Source organism: Enterococcus sp. DIV1096b (genome assembly GCF_050498765.1).
Taxonomy (GTDB): domain Bacteria; phylum Bacillota; class Bacilli; order Lactobacillales; family Enterococcaceae; genus Enterococcus_D; species Enterococcus_D entomosocium.
The window spans coordinates 3,470,595-3,489,498 of sequence record NZ_JBMHEK010000001.1 but is presented as its reverse complement, the minus strand read 5'-3'; the positions used below and the strand labels follow the sequence as shown (position 1 = coordinate 3,489,498).

Sequence of the window (18,904 nt, the reverse complement as noted above, 5' to 3'; positions counted from 1 at the left end):
GCATTTGGAACAATAAATGAAAGCGTTATTTTTGAAATGTCCAAATCAGTGGACATCGATTAAGAAATACTCGAGCCAAAGAGGGCTATAGTAAAGATACGGAGGGAGACAGTATGAAGCTGAGCAAGAGAGAAACACGTTTGATTGAGCAGTTTATGATACAGGGGATGAATTTGACCGCTAATGAACTAGCCACAGCTGCTAAGGTTTCAACAAAAACCATTTATCGGACGATCAAGCGGATCAATGAGGCTGCTGGTTCAGAAATCATTCGGTCTGAAATCGGCAAAGGATTTTGTTTGGACTATGAAGCGTATCTAAGAGGCACGATTGAAAATCAAGAAACGGATCAATATGATGAGCCGCTTGAGCGGCGTCATGCGATTGCACTGCATGTATTGTTTAAATCACCAAAGCGTTTAATGATCAAAGAGTTGTTCGCCCCTTACTATTTGAGTGAAGCAGTGATAAGTAGTGATATCAATCGACTTGCGGAATATTTTCAGTACTTTGAACTCCAGTTGATCCGATCCGATAAGAGAATTGCAGTGATTGGTACCGAAAAGAATATCCGTCGCTGTGTCAACGATCTCTTTACGAAGACCCATGTGTGGAATGAAGAAATGGTCACGCAAAAGTATCCCATCAATGCCTTTGATATCAACTTTATTACCTCCATTCTTGAATTTATTGAGCGAAAACTCGCGAACAGTATTGCGTATCCTTACAATATGAATATTTTCTCGCATCTGTATATTCTGATTTTACGAATGAGGGAAGGAGAAATTGACCGCGAAGAGATAATTGAGGGTTTAGATGAGGAAGAACAGCATTTGATTGAACAGCACCAAGAGTTTTATCAAATTTCCCAACAAGTGATTGAAAAAATCAATGCCTTTCTCGTGACGGAGCTACCAGAAAGTGAGGTATTTTATCTCTACCAGTATCTAGTGTCTTCCAGAGTGGAAAACAAACCCTTGGCAATGACCAATCTGACAAAAGAAGCCAGCGAAATCACGGAGTTTTTTACTAAGCAGATGGAAAAAGCACTGGGTATCAAATTGAACCAGCAAACAGACAAGACCAATCTACTTTGCCATATCCAGCCGATGCTCTATCGGCTAAAGAATAAAATTATCGTGAAAAATGGGCTGCTAAATGACATTCAACTAGAGTACCCAAGGATTTTTGAGCAAGTGGCACAAGTCAGCAAGGAAGTGGAGCAAACCTATGGAACGAATCCCATATCGGAAGACGAGATTGGTTTCTTGGTTCTGTATTTTGTGAAATTTAAAGTCATTCGTCGGCGCAGACAGCGAGTCTTAATCATGTGCAGCAGCGGCGTAGGGACCTCTGAACTGCTGAAAGTCAAAGTCCAACGGGCATTTCCAGAGTTGGATATCGTGGATGTGCTTTCCGCTCGTATGTACCGAAAGCATGCGCAAGACTACCAGGATATCGATCTGATCTTAACCACCATTAATTTGCCAGTAGAAGCGAAGGTGCCGACGATTTTAGTCAATTCGGTATTTACCAAACAGGATGAAAAGCGAGTCAAACAACTATTAGGAGAGATGTAAAGATGAAAAACGAAAGCCAAACGATCCAAGCGTTCAGTATCGCAGATGTAATCAATCCCAATCTTATCAAGATGGAAATGGAAGCGAATTCAAAAGAAGAAGCGATCACTGAACTGTCTGAACTTTTATATGAAAACCAGATAATTACCGATTTAGCAGGGTTCACCCAAGATGTCTTTGCCCGAGAAACGGAAGGAATGACCGGTATCGGACATGGCTTAGCAATCCCACATGGAAAGTCAGACAGTGTGAAAAAGACTTCCTTAGTGATCGGAAAAACCAAGCGTCCGCTTGAATGGGAGTCCATCGATGAAGCGCCCGTTCAAGTAATTATCTTGTTTGCAGTCAAAAATACCGATGCCAATACGATGCATATCAAGCTGCTGCAAAAGGTAGCGATGCTACTAGCGGATGAATCGTTTATTGATCGTCTCGTTGCGTCAGGGACAAAGGATCAAATGATGACCTTGCTTGCAAAAGATCCAATGGCAGAAAACTAAGAAAGGGGGAGAAGAGATGAAAATCGTTGGTGTAGCTGCTTGTACTTCAGGAATCGCTCATACGTATATCGCTAAGCAAAAAATCGAAACAGCTGCGAAAGAACTTGGTCATGAAGTCCATATCGAAACCCAAGGAACCATCGGGACGGAAAGTGAATTGACGGAAGCCGCTATTCAAGCAGCCGATGTTGTCATTATTGCGGCAGATATCAAAATCGGCGGCAGAGACCGCTTTGAAGGCAAGCGAATAGTAGAAATTCCAACTAGTATGGTGATCAAAGCGCCTAAGCGTTTGCTTGAAACAATTGAAGAAAAATTAAATCAGGGATGAATCAATAAATGTTCTGACAATTCAAATTTAAAGGGGGATGAAACAAATGATGAAACAGCTGCAGTTGAAAAAACATGCCTTAACCGCCATCTCATATATGCTGCCGGTCGTTGTAACAGCTGGACTTTTGATCGCTATCGGCAATCTTGCCAACGGCACGGTCATTGAAAATTACGATGCTGCCTATACGATCCCGGATGCACTGGTCTCGCTGGGCGTTTTAGGGATGGGGCTGCTGGCGCCAGTGATCGCTGCCGCAATCGCCTATTCCATTGCCGATCGTCCAGGAATCGCTCCGGGACTCTTTATGGGACTGATTGCCAATGCGATTGGCGCAGGCTTTTTAGGGGGAATGTTAGGAGGCTATCTCGCAGGTTATCTGGTCTTATTCTTAGTAAAAAACCTTAAAGTACCACGTTGGGCACAAGGTCTGATGCCAATGATGATCGTACCGGTCTTGTCGACACTGATCGTCGGTGCTTTGATGTTCTTCGTCATCGGTGTACCGATCGTGTGGGCTACGGAGGCGTTGACTACCTTCTTAACGAATCTGCAAGGCTCGGGGAATTTCTTATTTGGAGCGATTGTCGGTGGCATGGCTGCCTTTGATTTTGGCGGACCCGTCAACAAAGTCGCCTCGCTATTTGCTGATGGGCTATTATTGGAAGGCATTCAAGAACCCGAAGCCGTGAAAATTTTAGCCTCAATGGTGCCGCCCTTTGGTGTTACGATCTCTTGGATTCTCTCTCGTCTCTTACGCCGGCCCAAATATTCTACGGAAGAAGAAGACAACATCAAGATCGCTTTTCCAATGGGTCTTTGCATGATCACAGAAGGGGTGATCCCAATCGCTGCCGTTGATCCGTTTCGTGTCATTTTTTCCTGTACGGTCGGAGCAGCCGTCGGCGGTGGTCTAAGCATGGTTTGGGGCGTCGGTTCACCGGTGCCATCTGGTGGGGTCTTCATCATTCCTGCCATGACGGATCCATTGAAATTTACCATCGCACTCTTGATTGGTTCTGCCATCACCGGTGTTTTGCTGTTTGCATTGAAAAAGGCGCCCGTGGAAACGCCGATCATGGAAGAGGAAGAAGACATTGACTTTTCGTCGATTGAAATTTCCTAAAAAAAGGAGCGAAGAAAATGTATGTATCAATGAAAGAGATGCTGCAAAAAGCCAATCGAGAAAACTATGCCGTTATGGCGATCAATTGTTTCAACCTGGAAACCGCTAAAGCAGTGATCGATGCCGCTGCAGAATCACATGCACCCATCATCGTGGATTTGCTGCAAGACCATTTAAAGACCCATCTAGATCATCGTTACTTAACCCAGCCGATCATTCGAATGGCGGAAAATGCCAATGTGGAGGTTGCCATCAATCTGGATCACGGACAGGATATCGCCTTCGTCAAACAATGTCTCCATGAAGGGTTCTCAAGCGTCATGATGGATGCCTCTATGCATCCTTTAGAAAAAAACATCGCCATCACCAAAGAGATCGTACAGTTCGCACAAGCCTATAATGCCAGTGTCGAAGCAGAAGTTGGGGACATGGGAGCAGTGGCTGGGAATCAGTTTACCAGCGATGGGATGTATACCGATCCAGAGGAAGCCATCCATTTTATTCGAGCAACCGGGGTCGACTGCCTCGCCCTTTCTTACGGCTCCAGTCATGGGGATTATCCAGCAGGGTATCGCCCGGCATTTCGCTTTGACATCGTTCAAACAATCAAAGAAGCCACTGACCTGCCGCTGGTTTTGCATGGTGGCTCGGGAGCCGGCAGAGAAAATATCTTGCGTTCCGTGGCATTAGGGATCAATAAAATCAATGTAGGGGCTGATTTTATGAAAGCCCAAAGAAATGCCCTGCACCAACAGCTGAATGCTTGTCCGGAAAGCGATTATCCGACCCTGATCCACCAAACCATCGAAGCAGGAAAAACAGTCGTCAAAGAGTATATCGAATTATCTGGATCAAAAAACAAATCACTTTAAAAAAGAATGGAGCACACTTATATGTTGATCAATATGAAACAATTACTGACCGTTGCCAAAGAAAATCAATTTGCCGTGGGTGCCTTTAACGTCGCAGACAGTAACTTCTTACGCGTCGTTATCGAAGCAGCGGAAGAAAACGATGCACCAGCCATCATTGCGGTCCACCCAACAGAATTGGCCTTTACAAAGGATGAATTTTTCCACTATGCAGTTTCCAGAGCGAAAAACAGTTCTGTGCCAATCGTGATCCATATGGATCATGGTGACAGTCTGGCGAGTATTATGCGGGCGATCCATTGCGGGTTCAGCTCAGTGATGATTGATGGGTCATTGCTGCCTTTTGAAGAAAATATTGCTCTAACAAAACAGATTACCGAGATTTGCCATCCGATTGGGGTATCTGTCGAAGGCGAGCTAGGAACGATCGGCAATACCGGAACCTCCGTTGAAGGGGGCGTCTCCGAAGTGATTTATACTCGTCCTGAAGATGCACAAGAGTTCATTGAGAAGACAGGCATTGACACACTAGCAGTTGCGATTGGAACTGCTCACGGTATTTATCCGAAAGATATCAAACCGGAATTAAAAATGGATGTCTTGCAAGAAATCAAAGATCGTGTCGATATCCCATTGGTGTTGCATGGTGGATCGGCCAATCCCGATGAAGAAATCGCTCAGGCAGTGGCAATCGGTATCCAAAAAGTAAATATCTCCTCTGATTATAAATACGCCTTTTACAAAAAATGCCGTCAAATTTTAGCTGAAACAGAATTATGGGATCCAAATGCTATTTACCCAGAATGCATTGAGGCAGCTAAAGCAGTGGTTACGCAAAAAATGACCCTCTTCAATGCAATTGGGAAAGCAGCTTTGTATCGCCAGCAAAATATCCAGCCATGGCGTAGTGAACAAAACTAAACAGCAAACAAATAATGGAAACACCCTCGAAAATCGCTAAATTGCGGCTTTTCAAGGGTGTTTTTTTATTGTGCATTCTTTTCTTGCAGCATACGAATCCCCTTTTCCTGAACCTGCCGAGCGATAAACGCCAAGTCATTCGAAGTCAGATTGATGTCTGCATAATGAAACAAGTTTTTTCTGCAGGAGGGGGTCAGATTGCCGATGATCAAATCATACGTCTCGTCCAGTTTGGTCAGAGAGAACGAGTCCAGAGGATTTAAAATCGTGATTGTTAGCTGATAAGGAATAAACTGTTGGATTTTCGTTTGGATAAATTCCGTATGATAACTATTCGTATCATAAAACAAAGCTAAGCGAAAGCCAGCATTGGCATCGATGATTTCTTTAGCGAAATTTGGGAAAGATATATGGAAAATATAAATCAGGTAATTGATCGTACTTGGTCGAATGATCGGTAAATTTGAATGGGCCAAAAGGTGAACGATGTCTTGATTGACTGCCTGTTGGACCAAATCACAGTTGTTGACAAAACGAGCAAAGCGATCATCCAAGATGCAGTAAGGAACGTGCAAGTTGATCCCAAGAAAATAAGAAAAGACCACAGCGTCGAGTTTCTCTTCAAAGTTGGTTTCATGATAGTTGTACTTTTTAAATATACGTTTGGTCATTTGATAAAACTCTTGTTTGGTCTTACGAAAGACGTTGGGGTCCTGACCAATATGGGTCGTGACATAACCGACCATTTTCTCGACGTAGGCCCGACTGTAGCCGGTAAATTCGCTCAAATCGATTTTCTCTAAGAAATATTCGACGTGGTTTCCATTGGGGTTGGAGGCGTATAGGCGATCGCGCTTCGTGTTGATATAGATCACAAAAGCGATTTTTTTGATGTCGGAAAAATAAAGCTTTAAGGGTGTCGCTGCTGCCATGATACGAGCGATTTTCAAAAAATCCTGTTCTTGGTTGATGTTGGCATCCACAAATTCATACTGGTACTTTTCTAAGAAGAAAATCAGAAAAAACTGGCGAATGTTGTGTTCATTTCCTTTTAACTGGATGGGTTTGGTCGCGATGAAGAAATCATATGGTGCCAGAACCATGTTGATCCTCTTGATCAAACGAATGATCGACGATTTGCTTAAATTTAATTCTAGAGCCAACATATCATAACTAGTGAAACTTGATGAGAAGAGTAGTTCCAATAATTGAAATGCAGAAGAGCGTGTCAAAAACTGGCTGTATACGTCTAGCCGAGTAGCAAAGGGATGCAGGTGGAGGCGAACAGCTGAATAATCGTCAAATTGTAAGTCCAGAAACGAAAATTCATTGTCGATTTCCGCGATATAGGTTTTCGCTGCAGACATTGAAATGGAAAATTTTACTGCCAAATCGTGAAGACTCGTTCCCTGATCGTCTAATAAATACTCAATCAGCTGTAGTTTCTTTTGTGTCGTAGATGATAACAATTTCCGTAACATGATTGCCCCTGAGCCCCCTTTTAAGTAAATAGTATCACGTTTTTACATGTATTCAAAAAAATTGCGTGTTGTATTTTTTTTGAATACATCCCACCCCAAAATTTTGGGAAAATAGAAGTGTGGAATAGTAGTAATACGTTTGATACAAGTAGCAAAGACCAAAATTTTTGAATCATGGGGAGGAGGCAAAAAGCAGTTGTTTGTTGGGATATCTTGCTCACTGTTGAACAATGTTATTCGTCGAGCGCTTCCGAGATCAATTGAAAAAATTTAATAAAAAAAGGAATGAACAATTATGAAAAAACAATTTTCTATCTATATATGTTTGCTAGTCTTGCTTGGCTCCATTTTTTGTGAACCAACGATCATACTAGCAGAAGCAATCAACGCAACCGAAAGTACCGAAAGAACGACTGAAACGCTGGAAAGTACCGAGCCTGAGACGGGAACGATCGATACGGAAAAAGCATTTACGGATTCATCGACAGCGGGAGCAGTTCAGTCAGAAACGAGTCAAGCAGAAGAAGAACAAGCAACCGTCCCTAGTGAAAGTCAAGCAACCCAAGCATCTTCGACACTGAATCAAAACAGCATTCAACCCCGAGCACCAGATACTGAGGCGGAAACGGAAGCTTCTACTACCGCTGAGAATCTTAGTGCCAACCTAAACGAACGGGGAGTACAACTTTTTGACAATGTCCGAATTACTGACTTAAACGATCAACCCTTCACTGCCGAAAATCCACCGATGTATAACGGCAACATCAAAATTCATTTTGACTGGTCGTTAGCAGATACGGAAGAAATTCGCGCTGGCGATTATTATACGTATCAATTACCGGAATATTTTGCTATTCATAACACCGTTAGCGGCGAATTGACCCGTTCTGGTGGGCAATCGATCGGAACCTTTACCTTAGCACTCGATGGCACGTTGACTGTTACTTTTAACGAAGCGGCACAAACACTTTCCAACCGCTCAGGGACTATCGATCTAATTACGGAATTAAGTGTGAGCACTGTCACCGAAGAAGTGACGATTCCTACCGGGATCTACGATGAAGATGGTCATGAGATCATCATTACATTGCCTATTTATGAAGTCGACATCATTAAGACTGGTAACGTGACTTCCAGCGGTTCAGTGGTTTGGGAAATTATTTTTAACCAAACCAGTCGTGAATTGCATGATGTGGTGATCACCGATAAAATGCCTCAAGGTTTGTCTTATAGTACTTCGACAGGCTACTTGTACGATGAAGCCACCGAGGAGTGGGTTCGTACCGATGGCTTATATACCTTTAACAGCGTTAACAACACGTTTACCTTCAATCAAACGGTTAATCAACCGGTTCGAATCGTGATCAATAGTGCAGTCACCGATCCAACGGCTTCTTCTTTCAAAAACACGGCAACAATCAACGGCAGCGATTTTACAGAAAAAACTGCAGAAGCAACGGTTACTTACGATGAACAATCGGAATACAAACGGTTCAAAGGCTATGATCAAGAAACGAAACGAGCATCATGGGAAATTTCCGTCACATTGGACAAAGACCAAGCCAGAGTTTTGGATCAGACCTATTCAGGAACGGATCCTGAAAAAGCCCTACATTTTTTTGTTCCAGAGACTTTGGTGATCACGGACAAAGATGGTAACTCTATCCCAGCAGAAGATTGGTCCTTTGATGGGACGTACCAGCTGGATAAAGAGGGGGAAATCGTCCGCTTTGGCATCACGTTTGCCAAAGCTGGTTACTACAAGATCCAATACGATACCCAGTTGTATGAATCTGTTCTAGCTGATACTCGTATTTACAACTACGCTTCGATCCGCGACAATCAAAATACCTCATTGACGGGCAGTGGGACAGTGACGCCAACCAAAACGATCGGTGTCGTGAAAACAGCTGGCACCAAAGACTATGAAACGAAGACTGTCGCATGGAAAATTGATGCCAATACCAATCAGCAAAAAGTCAGTGACCTAATCATCGAAGACCGCTATCAATTGATCTCTGGCGCAAACAGCAGCGCACTGGCCTTGTTGGCGGATACGCTGGTAGTGACGGCAAGCGGAGTGACCGAGCCTTTAGAGCTCAATACCGACTATACGCTAGAGCTAATCACAGAAACGAAAACGCTAGCCGATGGCTCAACGAAGGAACTTGAGACTGGTTTTCGGATCAAGCTGCAAGGGGCGTACCAAACGACCTCGGCAACGATCACGGTTAATTTCAAAACTAGCTTCGATGTTTCACAGCAGATCGCATTAGGAAGTTCTAGCAGTCGTTTTAGTAATGCAGCGTTTGTCCATTATAAAGACGAAGCCGGCAATACGTTCACGGAAGCCTCTGAATCCAATACTTGGATGGATACCAACTGGTTAAAAAATGCCTTGAAATACGGCCTATTTATTGGTGAAGGGGAAGATGTCGCCAAAGCGATTACTGCCGTATTAGGTCGGAACTTAGGAACTATTTTTGATGAGCAGACCGCCTCTAGCGATCAAGTCTATTGGATGGGGCTATTCAATACGTACAAAGAAAAAATCAACAAAGATGCAATCATCACGGACCAGCTGCAAGAAGGCCAAACCTTGAAAGACTTGGCGCTTTACACGGTCACAGTAACTGGGTATACGACGCAAGTCAGAGCACTGAAAGAGCAATTGGTGCTAAACGAGGATTACAGTTACACTTATGACCCTGACTCGAAGACAGTTACGATCACCTTGCTGAAAGAAACGTCAGAAACACTGGCGGTCTTCTTGGCAACGGAAGCAGCGGAAGAAGTATTTACCTACAAAAATACTATTACATTGACGGACAATGACACAACGTTGACTGCCGATGGCCAAGCCGATAAGTCGGCGAAAACGGACTGGTTGATGAAAAACGGTAGTCAGAATGCCGAAAACAATCGGTTGATCGATTGGGAAGTCATGATCAATGCTGACAGCCGCAAAATCCACAATGCGGTAGTGACCGATACCATCAACTACAATCAACACACCTTTTTACGAGATGCCGACGATGCCGTGATCGTAGATGTGTATGAAGCGGTCTTAAACAATGGTACGTGGGAAAAAGGAGAAAAAGTCACCTTCACCAACGAAGACAATCCGAAAATCACCTCGGATGTGGTAGCAGGGACGCAATCGTTAGTGATCGCTTTTGAAGAAATGATTGATAAACCATACTTTATCGTTTATCAAACACAACTTGACCCCGGGATTTTGAACAATGAACGGGTGACCAACAATGTCAATTTGACGGGTAGTGAGATCGAGATTCACACAGTAACCAAAGAAATCACCATCAAATCGACAGATGGCAGCGGAACGTCTTCTGGGACGAACGGTTCCTTGACGATCGTGAAATACGATGCCGATGGCACCAAAGAACGAGGGATCGATGAAGAAGCGGTTTTCCAATTAAGCCGCAAAAATGCACAAAATACCTATGAAGTCATCTTGTCGAACCTGGTGGTGAAAAACAATCAGATCATGGAAAACGGCAACGCCATTGATCGGATCGACAATCTGCGTTACGGCGATTATATGATCCAAGAAATCACCGCACCGGAAGGATACGAACGAGATGCGACTCAGTACACCTTCACTATTTCTGATAAGCAAGTCAATTATGTCTTTGAACTAGCCAACAAGCGGGAAATCAAAGAAACGACCCACGCCTTGAATGTTCAGAAGCTGCTTGATGGGCGCGAGCTAAAAGCCGGCGAATTTACGTTCCAACTAGTGGATGAAACTGGCTCTGTGATTTTAACACAAACCAATGACGGCAACGGTCAAGTTGCCTTTGACGCCATCACTTACAACGAGCCTGGCGAATATCATTACACGATTCGGGAAAAAGCCGGCGATGATCCAACCATCACCTATAGCGACAAAGAACTAAAGGTAACCGTGACCGTCACTGAAGAAGACAGCCAGTTGATTGCGAAAGCAGTCTATGAAGGCAATCAAGTCTTTGAAAATGACTATACACCAAAAGCTGGCAGTGTCGTTTTAAGCGCTGAGAAAGTGCTGATTGGTCGTGATTTGAAAGCAGAAGAATTTGACTTCGAATTAATCAATGAAGCAGGAACTGTACTTCAGACAAAAGCCAATGATGCAGCTGGCAAGATCTACTTTGACGCTCTCGCATATGATGAAGCCGGCGAATACCACTACACCATCCGTGAGAAAGCAGGAACTGATGATACCATCACCTACGATGCAAAAGAACTTGCGGTAGTTGTGACCGTGACGGATGAAGATGGACAGTTGACCGCAGTTGCGGAATACGAAGGCAATCAAGTCTTTGAAAACGACTATACGCCAAAAGCTGGCGAAGTGGTGCTGAATGCTGAGAAAGTATTGACCGGCCGCACGCTGGAAGCCAACGAATTTGCCTTTGAACTGGTAGATGAAGAAGGCAACGTACTTCAAACAAAAGCCAATGATGCAACCGGACAAATCTACTTCGATGAATTAATGTATGACAAAGACGGCGAATACCGCTACACGATTCGAGAAAAAGCTGACGCAGATAGTACCATTACCTATGACATGAAAGAAATTGGCGTTGTCGTGAAAGTCACCGATGAAGACGGGCAACTAGTGGCAAAAGCAACATATGATGGCAATACAATCTTTGAAAATGACTATACGCCAAAAGCTGGCGAAGTGGTGCTGAATGCTGAGAAAGTATTGACCGGCCGCACGTTGGAAGCCAACGAGTTTGCCTTTGAACTGGTAGATGAAGAAGGAACTGTTCTTCAAACAAAAGCCAATGATGCAACCGGACAAATCTACTTTGACGCTCTCACCTATGAGGAAGCTGGCGAATACCGCTATACCATCCGTGAGCAAGCAGGAAACGATGGCACCATCACTTACGATACGAGAGAACTGGCAGTAGTCGTTACCGTCACCGATGAAGACGGGCAATTGACCGCAGTGGCGGAATATGAAGGCAACCAAGTCTTTGAAAACAGCTACCAACCAAAAGCCGGCAGTGTTGTACTAAGTGCCGAGAAAGTATTGACCGGTCGTACGCTACAAGCAAATGAATTCGATTTTGAACTAGTCGATGAAGACGGAACTGTACTTCAAACAAAAGCCAATGATGCCACTGGCAAGATCTACTTTGACGCGCTCCCTTACGAAGAAACAGGTGAGTACCACTACACAATTCGTGAGAAAATAGACAGCGATGGCACTATCACGTACGATACAAAAGAGCTTGCAGTAGTCGTGACCGTGACGGATGAAGATGGACAGTTGACCACAGTGGCAGAATACGAAGGCAACCAAGTCTTTGAAAACAGCTATCAACCAAAGGTTGGTAGTGTCGTATTGAATGCCGAGAAAGTCTTAACTGGTCGTACACTACAAGCAAATGAATTCGATTTTGAACTAGTTGATGAAGACGGAACTGTACTTCAAACAAAAGCCAATGATGCCACTGGTAAGATCTACTTTGACGCTCTCGCCTATGATGAAACAGGTGAGTACCACTACACCATTCGTGAGAAAGCAGGAACTGACGGTACCATCACCTACGATACGAAAGAACTGGCAGTAGTCGTAACGGTCACCGATGAAGCTGGACAGTTGACGGCAGTGGCGGAGTACGAAGGCAGTCAAGTCTTTGAAAACAGCTACCAGCCACAAGCTGGCAGTGTCGTACTAAGTGCTAAGAAAGTCTTGACGGGTAGAGACTTGCAAGCCAACGAATTCATATTTGAATTAGTGGATGAAGCTGGAAAGGTTCTGCAAACCCAACGCAATGACGCAAATGGAACGATTACCTTTGATGTATTGACGTATGACGATGCTGGGGAACATCGTTACACGATTCGTGAAAAAGCTGGCAATGACGCAACGATCATCTATGATGAAACCACCTATCAAGTAACGGTCACCGTCAAAGATCAAGCAGGAAAATTAGTAGCTGAAGCGGAGCAAACGGCAGAGATGGTATTCAACAACCATGTCAAAGAAGGCAAAACACCGAAGCCGGGAACTGACAACTTACCGAAAACCAATGACACCACGACCGCTGGTTGGGTCGTCTTGGGACTGTTGTTAGTAGTGATCGCAGTAGGCATCTACCTTGATCGCAAAAAACGGACGCCGTTATCATAGGCAGGGGAAGCAACAGAGCAGAAAGAGAAAGCGGGATGAGGCCAACTTGTCCCGCTTTTTCCTGTCCCGTTTTTCTTCACTTCAAAGAAAAAAACCGTCAAAAGTATAAAACGCTAGAAAGCGAACAATCAGCAAACCCAGACTCAAGAAGGGGACGAAGGGCAACTGCGCCAATCGTTTCTTCCAGATGCTTTGATAGCTAAAAAAAGCGAGAAGCCCGAGACTGCTGGCTACTAGTAAGAGGGCCAAAAGTGTCGACGGCGCTAGCCAAATGCTCCAACCTGCCAGCACTAAGAGATCGCCTCCGCCCATTTTTTCCTGCCAGACAAAAAAGACCAGTGGAACCAGCAAGCCTAAAGATAGCCATTGAAAAGAAGCGCCGCTCCTAAGCTGTGCCAGCGCTAGCAGTAGGTGGGCGGGGTACAGCAGTTGCGGGTAGACGCTATAGTCTATCAAGTCGGTCAAGCTGAGTAAAAAGGCACTGGTCAGCCAGACAAAGGTCAGGAAGCTTTCGGAATCATGAAAGGCAAACCCGCAAAGTCCGCCATAGCACAAGCAGGCGAAAACCCAATAAAACGGGGGTGAAAGCCATCTTGTAGGAAGGAGAAGAAACCAATGGTTATCCGAAACTTTGTTCACTTTCTGGTAGTGAGAACGAGAATCACTTTTTGGCAGATTCCAAAACAGAGTATGTAAGAGCAAAAGCCAAAAGAAGCCGAGTAAAGCGCCTAAAAAAAACACGAAAATCGTCATTTTTCGATCCTCCTTATAAAGAAATACGTAAGAGAGTGAGAAATTTTCTCAAATAGATGATTTTGTTGTACTTTTTATTTGTTTCGTATTATCCTTAAAATAGATAATTTAGAGGAGGAATCGTTATGAAATTTGAACAAACAAAAGAAGTATTAAACCAACTTGTTGCTGATTTAAGCCAAATGGCTATGGTCGTTCACCAAACACACTGGTACATGCGTGGACCTGGCTTTTTGACATTGCATCCAATGATGGACGAATTCATGGATGATCTAAATGAGCAATTGGATGAAGTTTCTGAACGCTTGATTACATTAGACGGTTCACCATATTCAACTTTGCGTGAAATGGCAGAACACACTCAAATCCCTGATGAAGTCGGCAACTGGGACCGCACGATTCCAGAACGCTTAGCTACATTGGTGGAAGGCTACCGTTACTTAGCGGACTTATACCAAAAAGGGATCGAAGTATCTGGTGAAGAAGGCGACGACCCAACCCAAGATATCTTCATCGGCTTCAAAACAGCCATCGAAAAACGTATTTGGATGATCCAAGCGCACTTAGGCGAAGCGCCATTGATCGATCCAGCGAAATCTCGCGTACGTCATTAATCAACAAAAAAACCAGCGAAGAATTTTCTTCGCTGGTTTTTTTACTTGCCCGCCAATAATGCTTTAGCGGCTTCAATTTGCTGTGCCACTTGATCAAAACCGGTGCCGCCATAAGAATGCCGATTTTTGACGGCGGTATAGGAATCAAGTTTTTCAAAAATATCGCTGTCGATGGCAGGATGGATCGCTTGGTAGTCTTCCAAGGAAACATCTTGCAGATAGATGCCTTTGGTCAAGCACTCGCTGACGAGCTTGCCGACAATCTCATGGGCTTGTCTGAAAGGCACGCCTTTGCCGGCTAAGTAATCCGCTAATTCTGTTGCGTTGGAAAAATCCTTTTCAGTGGATTCTTGCATCCGTGCTTGATTGACCTTCATCGTTGCGATCATGCCCGTCATGATCTGCAAGCTTTTCGTGATGGTTTCGGCACTGTCAAACATGCCTTCTTTGTCTTCTTGGAAATCTTTGTTGTACGCCAGCGGCAAGCCCTTCATGACCGTCAAAAGACCAAAGAGGTTCCCATAGACACGTCCTGTTTTTCCACGGATTAGCTCCGCCATGTCAGGGTTTTTCTTTTGAGGCATGATGGAGCTGCCGGTGGAGAAGGTATCGGTCAGCTCCACAAATTGGTACTCGTGACTGCACCAAAGAATCAGCTCTTCACAAAAACGAGACAGATGCATCATCAATAAAGAGGCGTTGCTTAAAAATTCCAAGATAAAATCACGATCGCTGACCGCATCTAGGCTGTTGTTGTAAATATTGCTAAACCCTAACTCTTGAGCGGTGAAGGCGCGATCGATGGGGAAGGTAGTTCCTGCTAAAGCGGCACTGCCTAAAGGCATCATATCGATGCGGCTCAAACTCTCACTAAAACGCTCTTGGTCACGCGTCAGCATACTGTAATAGGCTAAGAGGTGATGGGCAAAAGAAATCGGCTGTGCATGCTGCAGATGGGTATAACCGGGCATGATGGTATAGATGTTGGCTTCGGCTTGTAAAACCAGCGCTTCTCGCAACTCAGCGATCAAAGTGATCACCTCTTGCACGACTTCTTTCAAATACAAATGCATATCGGTCGCCACTTGGTCATTACGACTACGGGCAGTATGCAATTTGCCTGCCACTGGTCCAATCAATTCATGCAAGAATGTCTCGATGTTTAAATGGATGTCCTCATTTTCAATCGTGAAGGTCAATTCGCCAGCGGCTAATTGCTGCTGAATCGTGGTCAAGCCGCCAATGATCGCTTCGCCATCGGGTTGACTGATGATGCCCGTATGGACCAGCATTTTGACATGTGCCAAACTGCCAAGAATGTCTTGTTTTGCTAACTTTTGATCAAACGTGATGGAAGCCCCAAAAGCATCGATCCATGCTTCATTTTTCCCATCGAAACGTCCGCCCCATAATTTTGCCATATTCTCACCTCAAAAAAAGATTACGGCTGAAGCGGCAGCTTCAGCCGTGCATACTTAAATCAATGTTTCTGTTAGTTGCTGTTGTGCTTGGATCTCAGCGTGCACTTTGCTTGGCAGTCCCCATAATTTGATGAAGCCGATGGCCGCATGCTGATCAAAGGTATCTGCAGACGTGTACGTTGCTAAGTTTTCATCGTACAAGCTGTTTTCAGATTTCCGTCCTTCACAAATGACGTTGCCTTTGAACAATTTCAAACGCACGATTCCGTTGACGTAGACTTGCGTGCTTTTCAGGAAGGTAATCAAAGCTTCCGTCAATGGATTGAACCAAAGACCATCATAGATGACTTGGGCTAATTGCTGCTCAATGATTGGTTTGAAATGCGCCAATTCCCGTACAAAGACCAAATCTTCCAATTCTTTATGAGCCGTCATCAAAGCGATCGCTCCCGGACATTCATAAACTTCCCGTGATTTGATTCCCACCAGACGATTTTCGATATGGTCGATCCGACCAACGCCATGTTCGCCAGCCACCCGGTTCAGTTTCATGATCAATTCTGCTAGATTCATCGTTTCGCCATCAATGGCGGTCGGTACCCCTTGATCAAAGGTGATCTCAACGATCGTTGGTACGTCAGGAGTATCTTCTAATTCTTGCGTGATAGCGTAGGCCCCTTTTGGCGGCGTTGCCCAAGGATCTTCTAAGACGCCACACTCACAGGCACGTCCCCACAAGTTTTGATCGATGGAATACGGATTGTCCAAATCAGCGGGAATCGGCACTCCTTTTTCAGCCGCATAGGCAATCTCTTCTTCCCGGGACCATTTCCATTCCCGAACCGGTGCGATGACTTTCAAGTGAGGCGCTAAAGCAGCGATCGCCACTTCAAACCGAACTTGGTCGTTGCCTTTACCAGTACAGCCGTGGGCGACGGTCGTTGCGCCAGTCGCTAATGCCAACTCTACCAATTTCTTGGCGATCAATGGACGAGACAAAGCGGAAACAAGAGGATAAGAATTTTCATAAAAAGTATTGCCTTGTAAAGCGATCAAAGCAAAATCTTGGGCGAATTCTTCGCGGGCATCGATGGCATAAGATTCAATCGCGCCAACTGCCAAAGCTTTGTCTTTAATGGATTGGGTGTCGCGACCTTCACCGATGTCTAGGCAGCAAGCCACCACATCATATCCTTGGTCCGTTAACCATTTAATTGAAACGGAGGTATCTAATCCTCCAGAATAGGCCAATATTACTTTTTCTTTCATACTTATTAACTCCTTTTCCGCGTGTTTTCAAGTGATTGAAGCTATCTTATCAGAATAAAAATAATAAATCAAGGGCAAAATTAAATATTTATACATAAAAGTGGCGATTATCAGGTTTTTATACTATTATCGGTGATTGAGGAAAAGAAGAGGATGCTCACTTTGTTAATGAAAGTTTATACATGATATTCATAAAGTTATTCAGTTTTAGAAGCTTGCAACAACAAGTTTCGTTTTTCAGAGAAAATGGCAGAAAACGAATGGAGAAAATTTTCAAAAAGAGGCGGAATTACGTTGACATTAGGCTTTATAGAAGGTATTATGTTATATGGTATTGTTTGCCCCACAAGAGCCCCGGAAACTCAAGTGTATGTCAAACATTCGTGAAATTGAATTGGAGGAAAAAATTGTGCGTACAACATATATGGCCAAACCAGGCGAAGTAGAACGTAAATGGTACGTAGTAGATGCAACAGATGTTCCTATGGGTCGTCTTTCAGCAGTAGTAGCATCTGTCTTACGTGGTAAAAATAAACCAACATTCACACCTCATGTGGATACAGGCGATTTCGTAATCGTCATTAATGCAGAAAAAATCAAATTAACAGGTAACAAAGCAAGCGATAAAATTTATTACCGTCACTCAAACTTCCCAGGAGGATTGAAATCAGTCTCTGCTGGAGAATTACGTGCTAAAAATTCTCGTCGTTTGATCGAAACTTCTGTAAAAGGCATGCTTCCTAAAAACACTTTAGGCCGTAAACAAGGAATGAAACTTCATGTTTATGCTGGCGCTGAACACCCACATGCTGCACAACAACCAGAAGTATTGGACATCACAAACTTAATCTAATAGGAGGGAATTTCATTGGCACAAGCTCAATATATCGGCACTGGCCGTCGTAAAAATGCAGTAGCCCGCGTACGTTTAGTACCAGGTACTGGTAAAATTACTGTTAACAAAAAAGATGTTGAAGAATACATCCCACACGCAGACTTGCGTGAAGTAATCAACCAACCATTCGGCGTTACAGAAACTAAAGGTTCATACGATGTTTTTGTAAACGTAAATGGTGGTGGATACGCTGGACAATCAGGTGCAATCCGTCACGGTATCGCACGCGCATTGTTACAAGTTGATCCTGATTTCCGTTTAGCTCTTAAACGTGCTGGCTTACTTACTCGTGACGCACGTATGGTTGAACGTAAAAAACCAGGTCTTAAGAAAGCTCGTAAAGCTTCACAGTTTTCAAAACGTTAATCGTTGGTATATCAACGATTTTGGACATCTGCCATTTGGCAGGTGTCTTTTTTTGATTTTTAAAGCACACTTTGGAGCATATTTATTTTAATTGCTCTTTATTTGGCACACTATTAAATGCTTCGTAAACTTTTGAATCTACAACATTTGCTGTATTTTCATATATTTTTGTAGTAGATATATTCGAATATGTCAAAGTTGCAGAGATTTGACTAATGTTTGCTCCGCTGTGCTTGGCGAGTATTACAAAAGTATGACGTAATTTATGTGGAGATTTGTGTGCGTATTATGCGAGCTAAGTATAAAAAAGCCATCCTTATCAATAAAAGGCATGGCTCAAGTTAATCATTTTGAGAACATGAGAAATTGAATAGATTAAAGCAATAATGAAATTTACTGCCTATTTTAGAACGCATATGGAAAATTCTATTCAAATTCATTGTGAGGTGAAACCTTGTTTTTACGCGATTTCTAGATGCTTATCATAATTAATGTTTCTTATCTTGATGAGTTTTTAAAGTTTTACCAGCTTTAGATTTTGCTGATTTACTACTACTTTTTGAAGATAAAGTTTTACCTGCTTTTCCAACTTTTCCACCACTATGTTTGGCCATACTTTTC

Annotated in this window: 15 protein-coding genes; 10 read left to right on the top strand and 5 right to left on the bottom strand. The window is 43.7% G+C overall.

Translation table 11 applies throughout. The annotated features are described in order from the left end of the window. Window positions 1-113: 113 nt before the first annotated feature. From IGJ17_RS16385 to IGJ17_RS16360, 6 genes are read left to right on the top strand one after another with little or no spacing between them, the layout of a single operon-like run. Complete coding sequence (locus IGJ17_RS16385) at window positions 114-1,580, top strand: PRD domain-containing protein (protein WP_142437273.1); 1,467 nt, start codon at window positions 114-116, stop codon at window positions 1,578-1,580. A gap of 2 nt (window positions 1,581-1,582) precedes the next feature. Next, window positions 1,583-2,080 (top strand): PTS sugar transporter subunit IIA, encoded by a 498-nt coding sequence (locus IGJ17_RS16380; RefSeq protein ID WP_061053488.1) that lies wholly within the window; start codon window positions 1,583-1,585, stop codon window positions 2,078-2,080. Between the two features lie 16 nt (window positions 2,081-2,096). After that, a complete protein-coding gene (locus tag IGJ17_RS16375) occupies window positions 2,097-2,411 on the top strand; it encodes a PTS fructose transporter subunit IIB (protein ID WP_005230357.1) in 315 nt (104 codons plus the stop codon). A 46-nt stretch (window positions 2,412-2,457) separates the two neighbouring features. Next, window positions 2,458-3,537 (top strand): PTS fructose transporter subunit IIC, encoded by a 1,080-nt coding sequence (locus IGJ17_RS16370; protein WP_034871967.1) that lies wholly within the window; start codon window positions 2,458-2,460, stop codon window positions 3,535-3,537. A 17-nt stretch (window positions 3,538-3,554) separates the two neighbouring features. Then, window positions 3,555-4,409: a class II fructose-bisphosphate aldolase gene (locus IGJ17_RS16365; protein ID WP_034871969.1), complete on the top strand. Its 855-nt coding sequence runs from the start codon at window positions 3,555-3,557 to the stop codon at window positions 4,407-4,409. A gap of 21 nt (window positions 4,410-4,430) precedes the next feature. After that, on the top strand, window positions 4,431-5,330 hold the full coding sequence (locus tag IGJ17_RS16360) for a ketose-bisphosphate aldolase (protein WP_034871971.1): 900 nt from the start codon (window positions 4,431-4,433) through the stop codon (window positions 5,328-5,330). Window positions 5,331-5,395: 65 nt separating this feature from the next. Here the strand turns inward: IGJ17_RS16360 and IGJ17_RS16355 are convergent, their stop codons facing one another. Continuing rightward, complete coding sequence (locus IGJ17_RS16355) at window positions 5,396-6,811, bottom strand: helix-turn-helix domain-containing protein (protein WP_016612083.1); 1,416 nt, start codon at window positions 6,809-6,811, stop codon at window positions 5,396-5,398. A gap of 295 nt (window positions 6,812-7,106) precedes the next feature. Between IGJ17_RS16355 and IGJ17_RS16350 the strand changes: the two genes are divergently transcribed. Then, window positions 7,107-12,965: a Spy0128 family protein gene (locus IGJ17_RS16350; RefSeq protein ID WP_429961610.1), complete on the top strand. Its 5,859-nt coding sequence runs from the start codon at window positions 7,107-7,109 to the stop codon at window positions 12,963-12,965. A gap of 81 nt (window positions 12,966-13,046) precedes the next feature. Here the strand turns inward: IGJ17_RS16350 and IGJ17_RS16345 are convergent, their stop codons facing one another. Then, window positions 13,047-13,718, bottom strand: a complete 672-nt coding sequence (locus IGJ17_RS16345) for a prepilin peptidase (RefSeq protein ID WP_142437270.1) — start codon at window positions 13,716-13,718, stop codon at window positions 13,047-13,049. A gap of 125 nt (window positions 13,719-13,843) precedes the next feature. Between IGJ17_RS16345 and IGJ17_RS16340 the strand changes: the two genes are divergently transcribed. Then, window positions 13,844-14,332: a Dps family protein gene (locus IGJ17_RS16340; RefSeq protein WP_005230382.1), complete on the top strand. Its 489-nt coding sequence runs from the start codon at window positions 13,844-13,846 to the stop codon at window positions 14,330-14,332. A 41-nt stretch (window positions 14,333-14,373) separates the two neighbouring features. On the opposite strand, the gene argH is transcribed toward IGJ17_RS16340, so the two are convergent. Next, window positions 14,374-15,753, bottom strand: coding sequence for an argininosuccinate lyase (argH, locus tag IGJ17_RS16335; RefSeq protein ID WP_142437269.1), 1,380 nt, complete (start codon window positions 15,751-15,753; stop codon window positions 14,374-14,376). 54 nt (window positions 15,754-15,807) lie between these two features. Next, window positions 15,808-17,022: an argininosuccinate synthase gene (locus IGJ17_RS16330; RefSeq protein WP_005230386.1), complete on the bottom strand. Its 1,215-nt coding sequence runs from the start codon at window positions 17,020-17,022 to the stop codon at window positions 15,808-15,810. A gap of 406 nt (window positions 17,023-17,428) precedes the next feature. Here IGJ17_RS16330 and rplM point away from each other — a divergent pair, with 406 nt between their 5' ends. Further along, window positions 17,429-17,875: a 50S ribosomal protein L13 gene (gene rplM, locus IGJ17_RS16325; protein ID WP_301280258.1), complete on the top strand. Its 447-nt coding sequence runs from the start codon at window positions 17,429-17,431 to the stop codon at window positions 17,873-17,875. A gap of 15 nt (window positions 17,876-17,890) precedes the next feature. Further along, window positions 17,891-18,283, top strand: coding sequence for a 30S ribosomal protein S9 (gene rpsI / locus IGJ17_RS16320; RefSeq protein ID WP_003128901.1), 393 nt, complete (start codon window positions 17,891-17,893; stop codon window positions 18,281-18,283). 488 nt (window positions 18,284-18,771) lie between these two features. Here the strand turns inward: rpsI and IGJ17_RS16315 are convergent, their stop codons facing one another. After that, entirely contained in the window at window positions 18,772-18,897 is a 126-nt protein-coding gene (locus tag IGJ17_RS16315) for a hypothetical protein (protein WP_256662170.1), read from the bottom strand. Between the last annotated feature and the right edge of the window lie 7 nt (window positions 18,898-18,904).

What these genes read in the sequence shown, in the direction of transcription:
- IGJ17_RS16385 (WP_142437273.1), top strand. Translation starts at nt 114, where the DNA reads ATGAAGCTGAGCAAGAGAGAAACACGTTTGATTGAGCAGTTTATGATA.
- IGJ17_RS16380 (WP_061053488.1), top strand. Translation starts at nt 1,583, where the DNA reads ATGAAAAACGAAAGCCAAACGATCCAAGCGTTCAGTATCGCAGATGTA.
- IGJ17_RS16375 (WP_005230357.1), top strand. Translation starts at nt 2,097, where the DNA reads ATGAAAATCGTTGGTGTAGCTGCTTGTACTTCAGGAATCGCTCATACG.
- IGJ17_RS16370 (WP_034871967.1), top strand. Translation starts at nt 2,458, where the DNA reads ATGATGAAACAGCTGCAGTTGAAAAAACATGCCTTAACCGCCATCTCA.
- IGJ17_RS16365 (WP_034871969.1), top strand. Translation starts at nt 3,555, where the DNA reads ATGTATGTATCAATGAAAGAGATGCTGCAAAAAGCCAATCGAGAAAAC.
- IGJ17_RS16360 (WP_034871971.1), top strand. Translation starts at nt 4,431, where the DNA reads ATGTTGATCAATATGAAACAATTACTGACCGTTGCCAAAGAAAATCAA.
- IGJ17_RS16355 (WP_016612083.1), bottom strand. Translation starts at nt 6,811, where the DNA reads ATGTTACGGAAATTGTTATCATCTACGACACAAAAGAAACTACAGCTG.
- IGJ17_RS16350 (WP_429961610.1), top strand. Translation starts at nt 7,107, where the DNA reads ATGAAAAAACAATTTTCTATCTATATATGTTTGCTAGTCTTGCTTGGC.
- IGJ17_RS16345 (WP_142437270.1), bottom strand. Translation starts at nt 13,718, where the DNA reads ATGACGATTTTCGTGTTTTTTTTAGGCGCTTTACTCGGCTTCTTTTGG.
- IGJ17_RS16340 (WP_005230382.1), top strand. Translation starts at nt 13,844, where the DNA reads ATGAAATTTGAACAAACAAAAGAAGTATTAAACCAACTTGTTGCTGAT.
- argH (WP_142437269.1), bottom strand. Translation starts at nt 15,753, where the DNA reads ATGGCAAAATTATGGGGCGGACGTTTCGATGGGAAAAATGAAGCATGG.
- IGJ17_RS16330 (WP_005230386.1), bottom strand. Translation starts at nt 17,022, where the DNA reads ATGAAAGAAAAAGTAATATTGGCCTATTCTGGAGGATTAGATACCTCC.
- IGJ17_RS16315 (WP_256662170.1), bottom strand. Translation starts at nt 18,897, where the DNA reads ATGGCCAAACATAGTGGTGGAAAAGTTGGAAAAGCAGGTAAAACTTTA.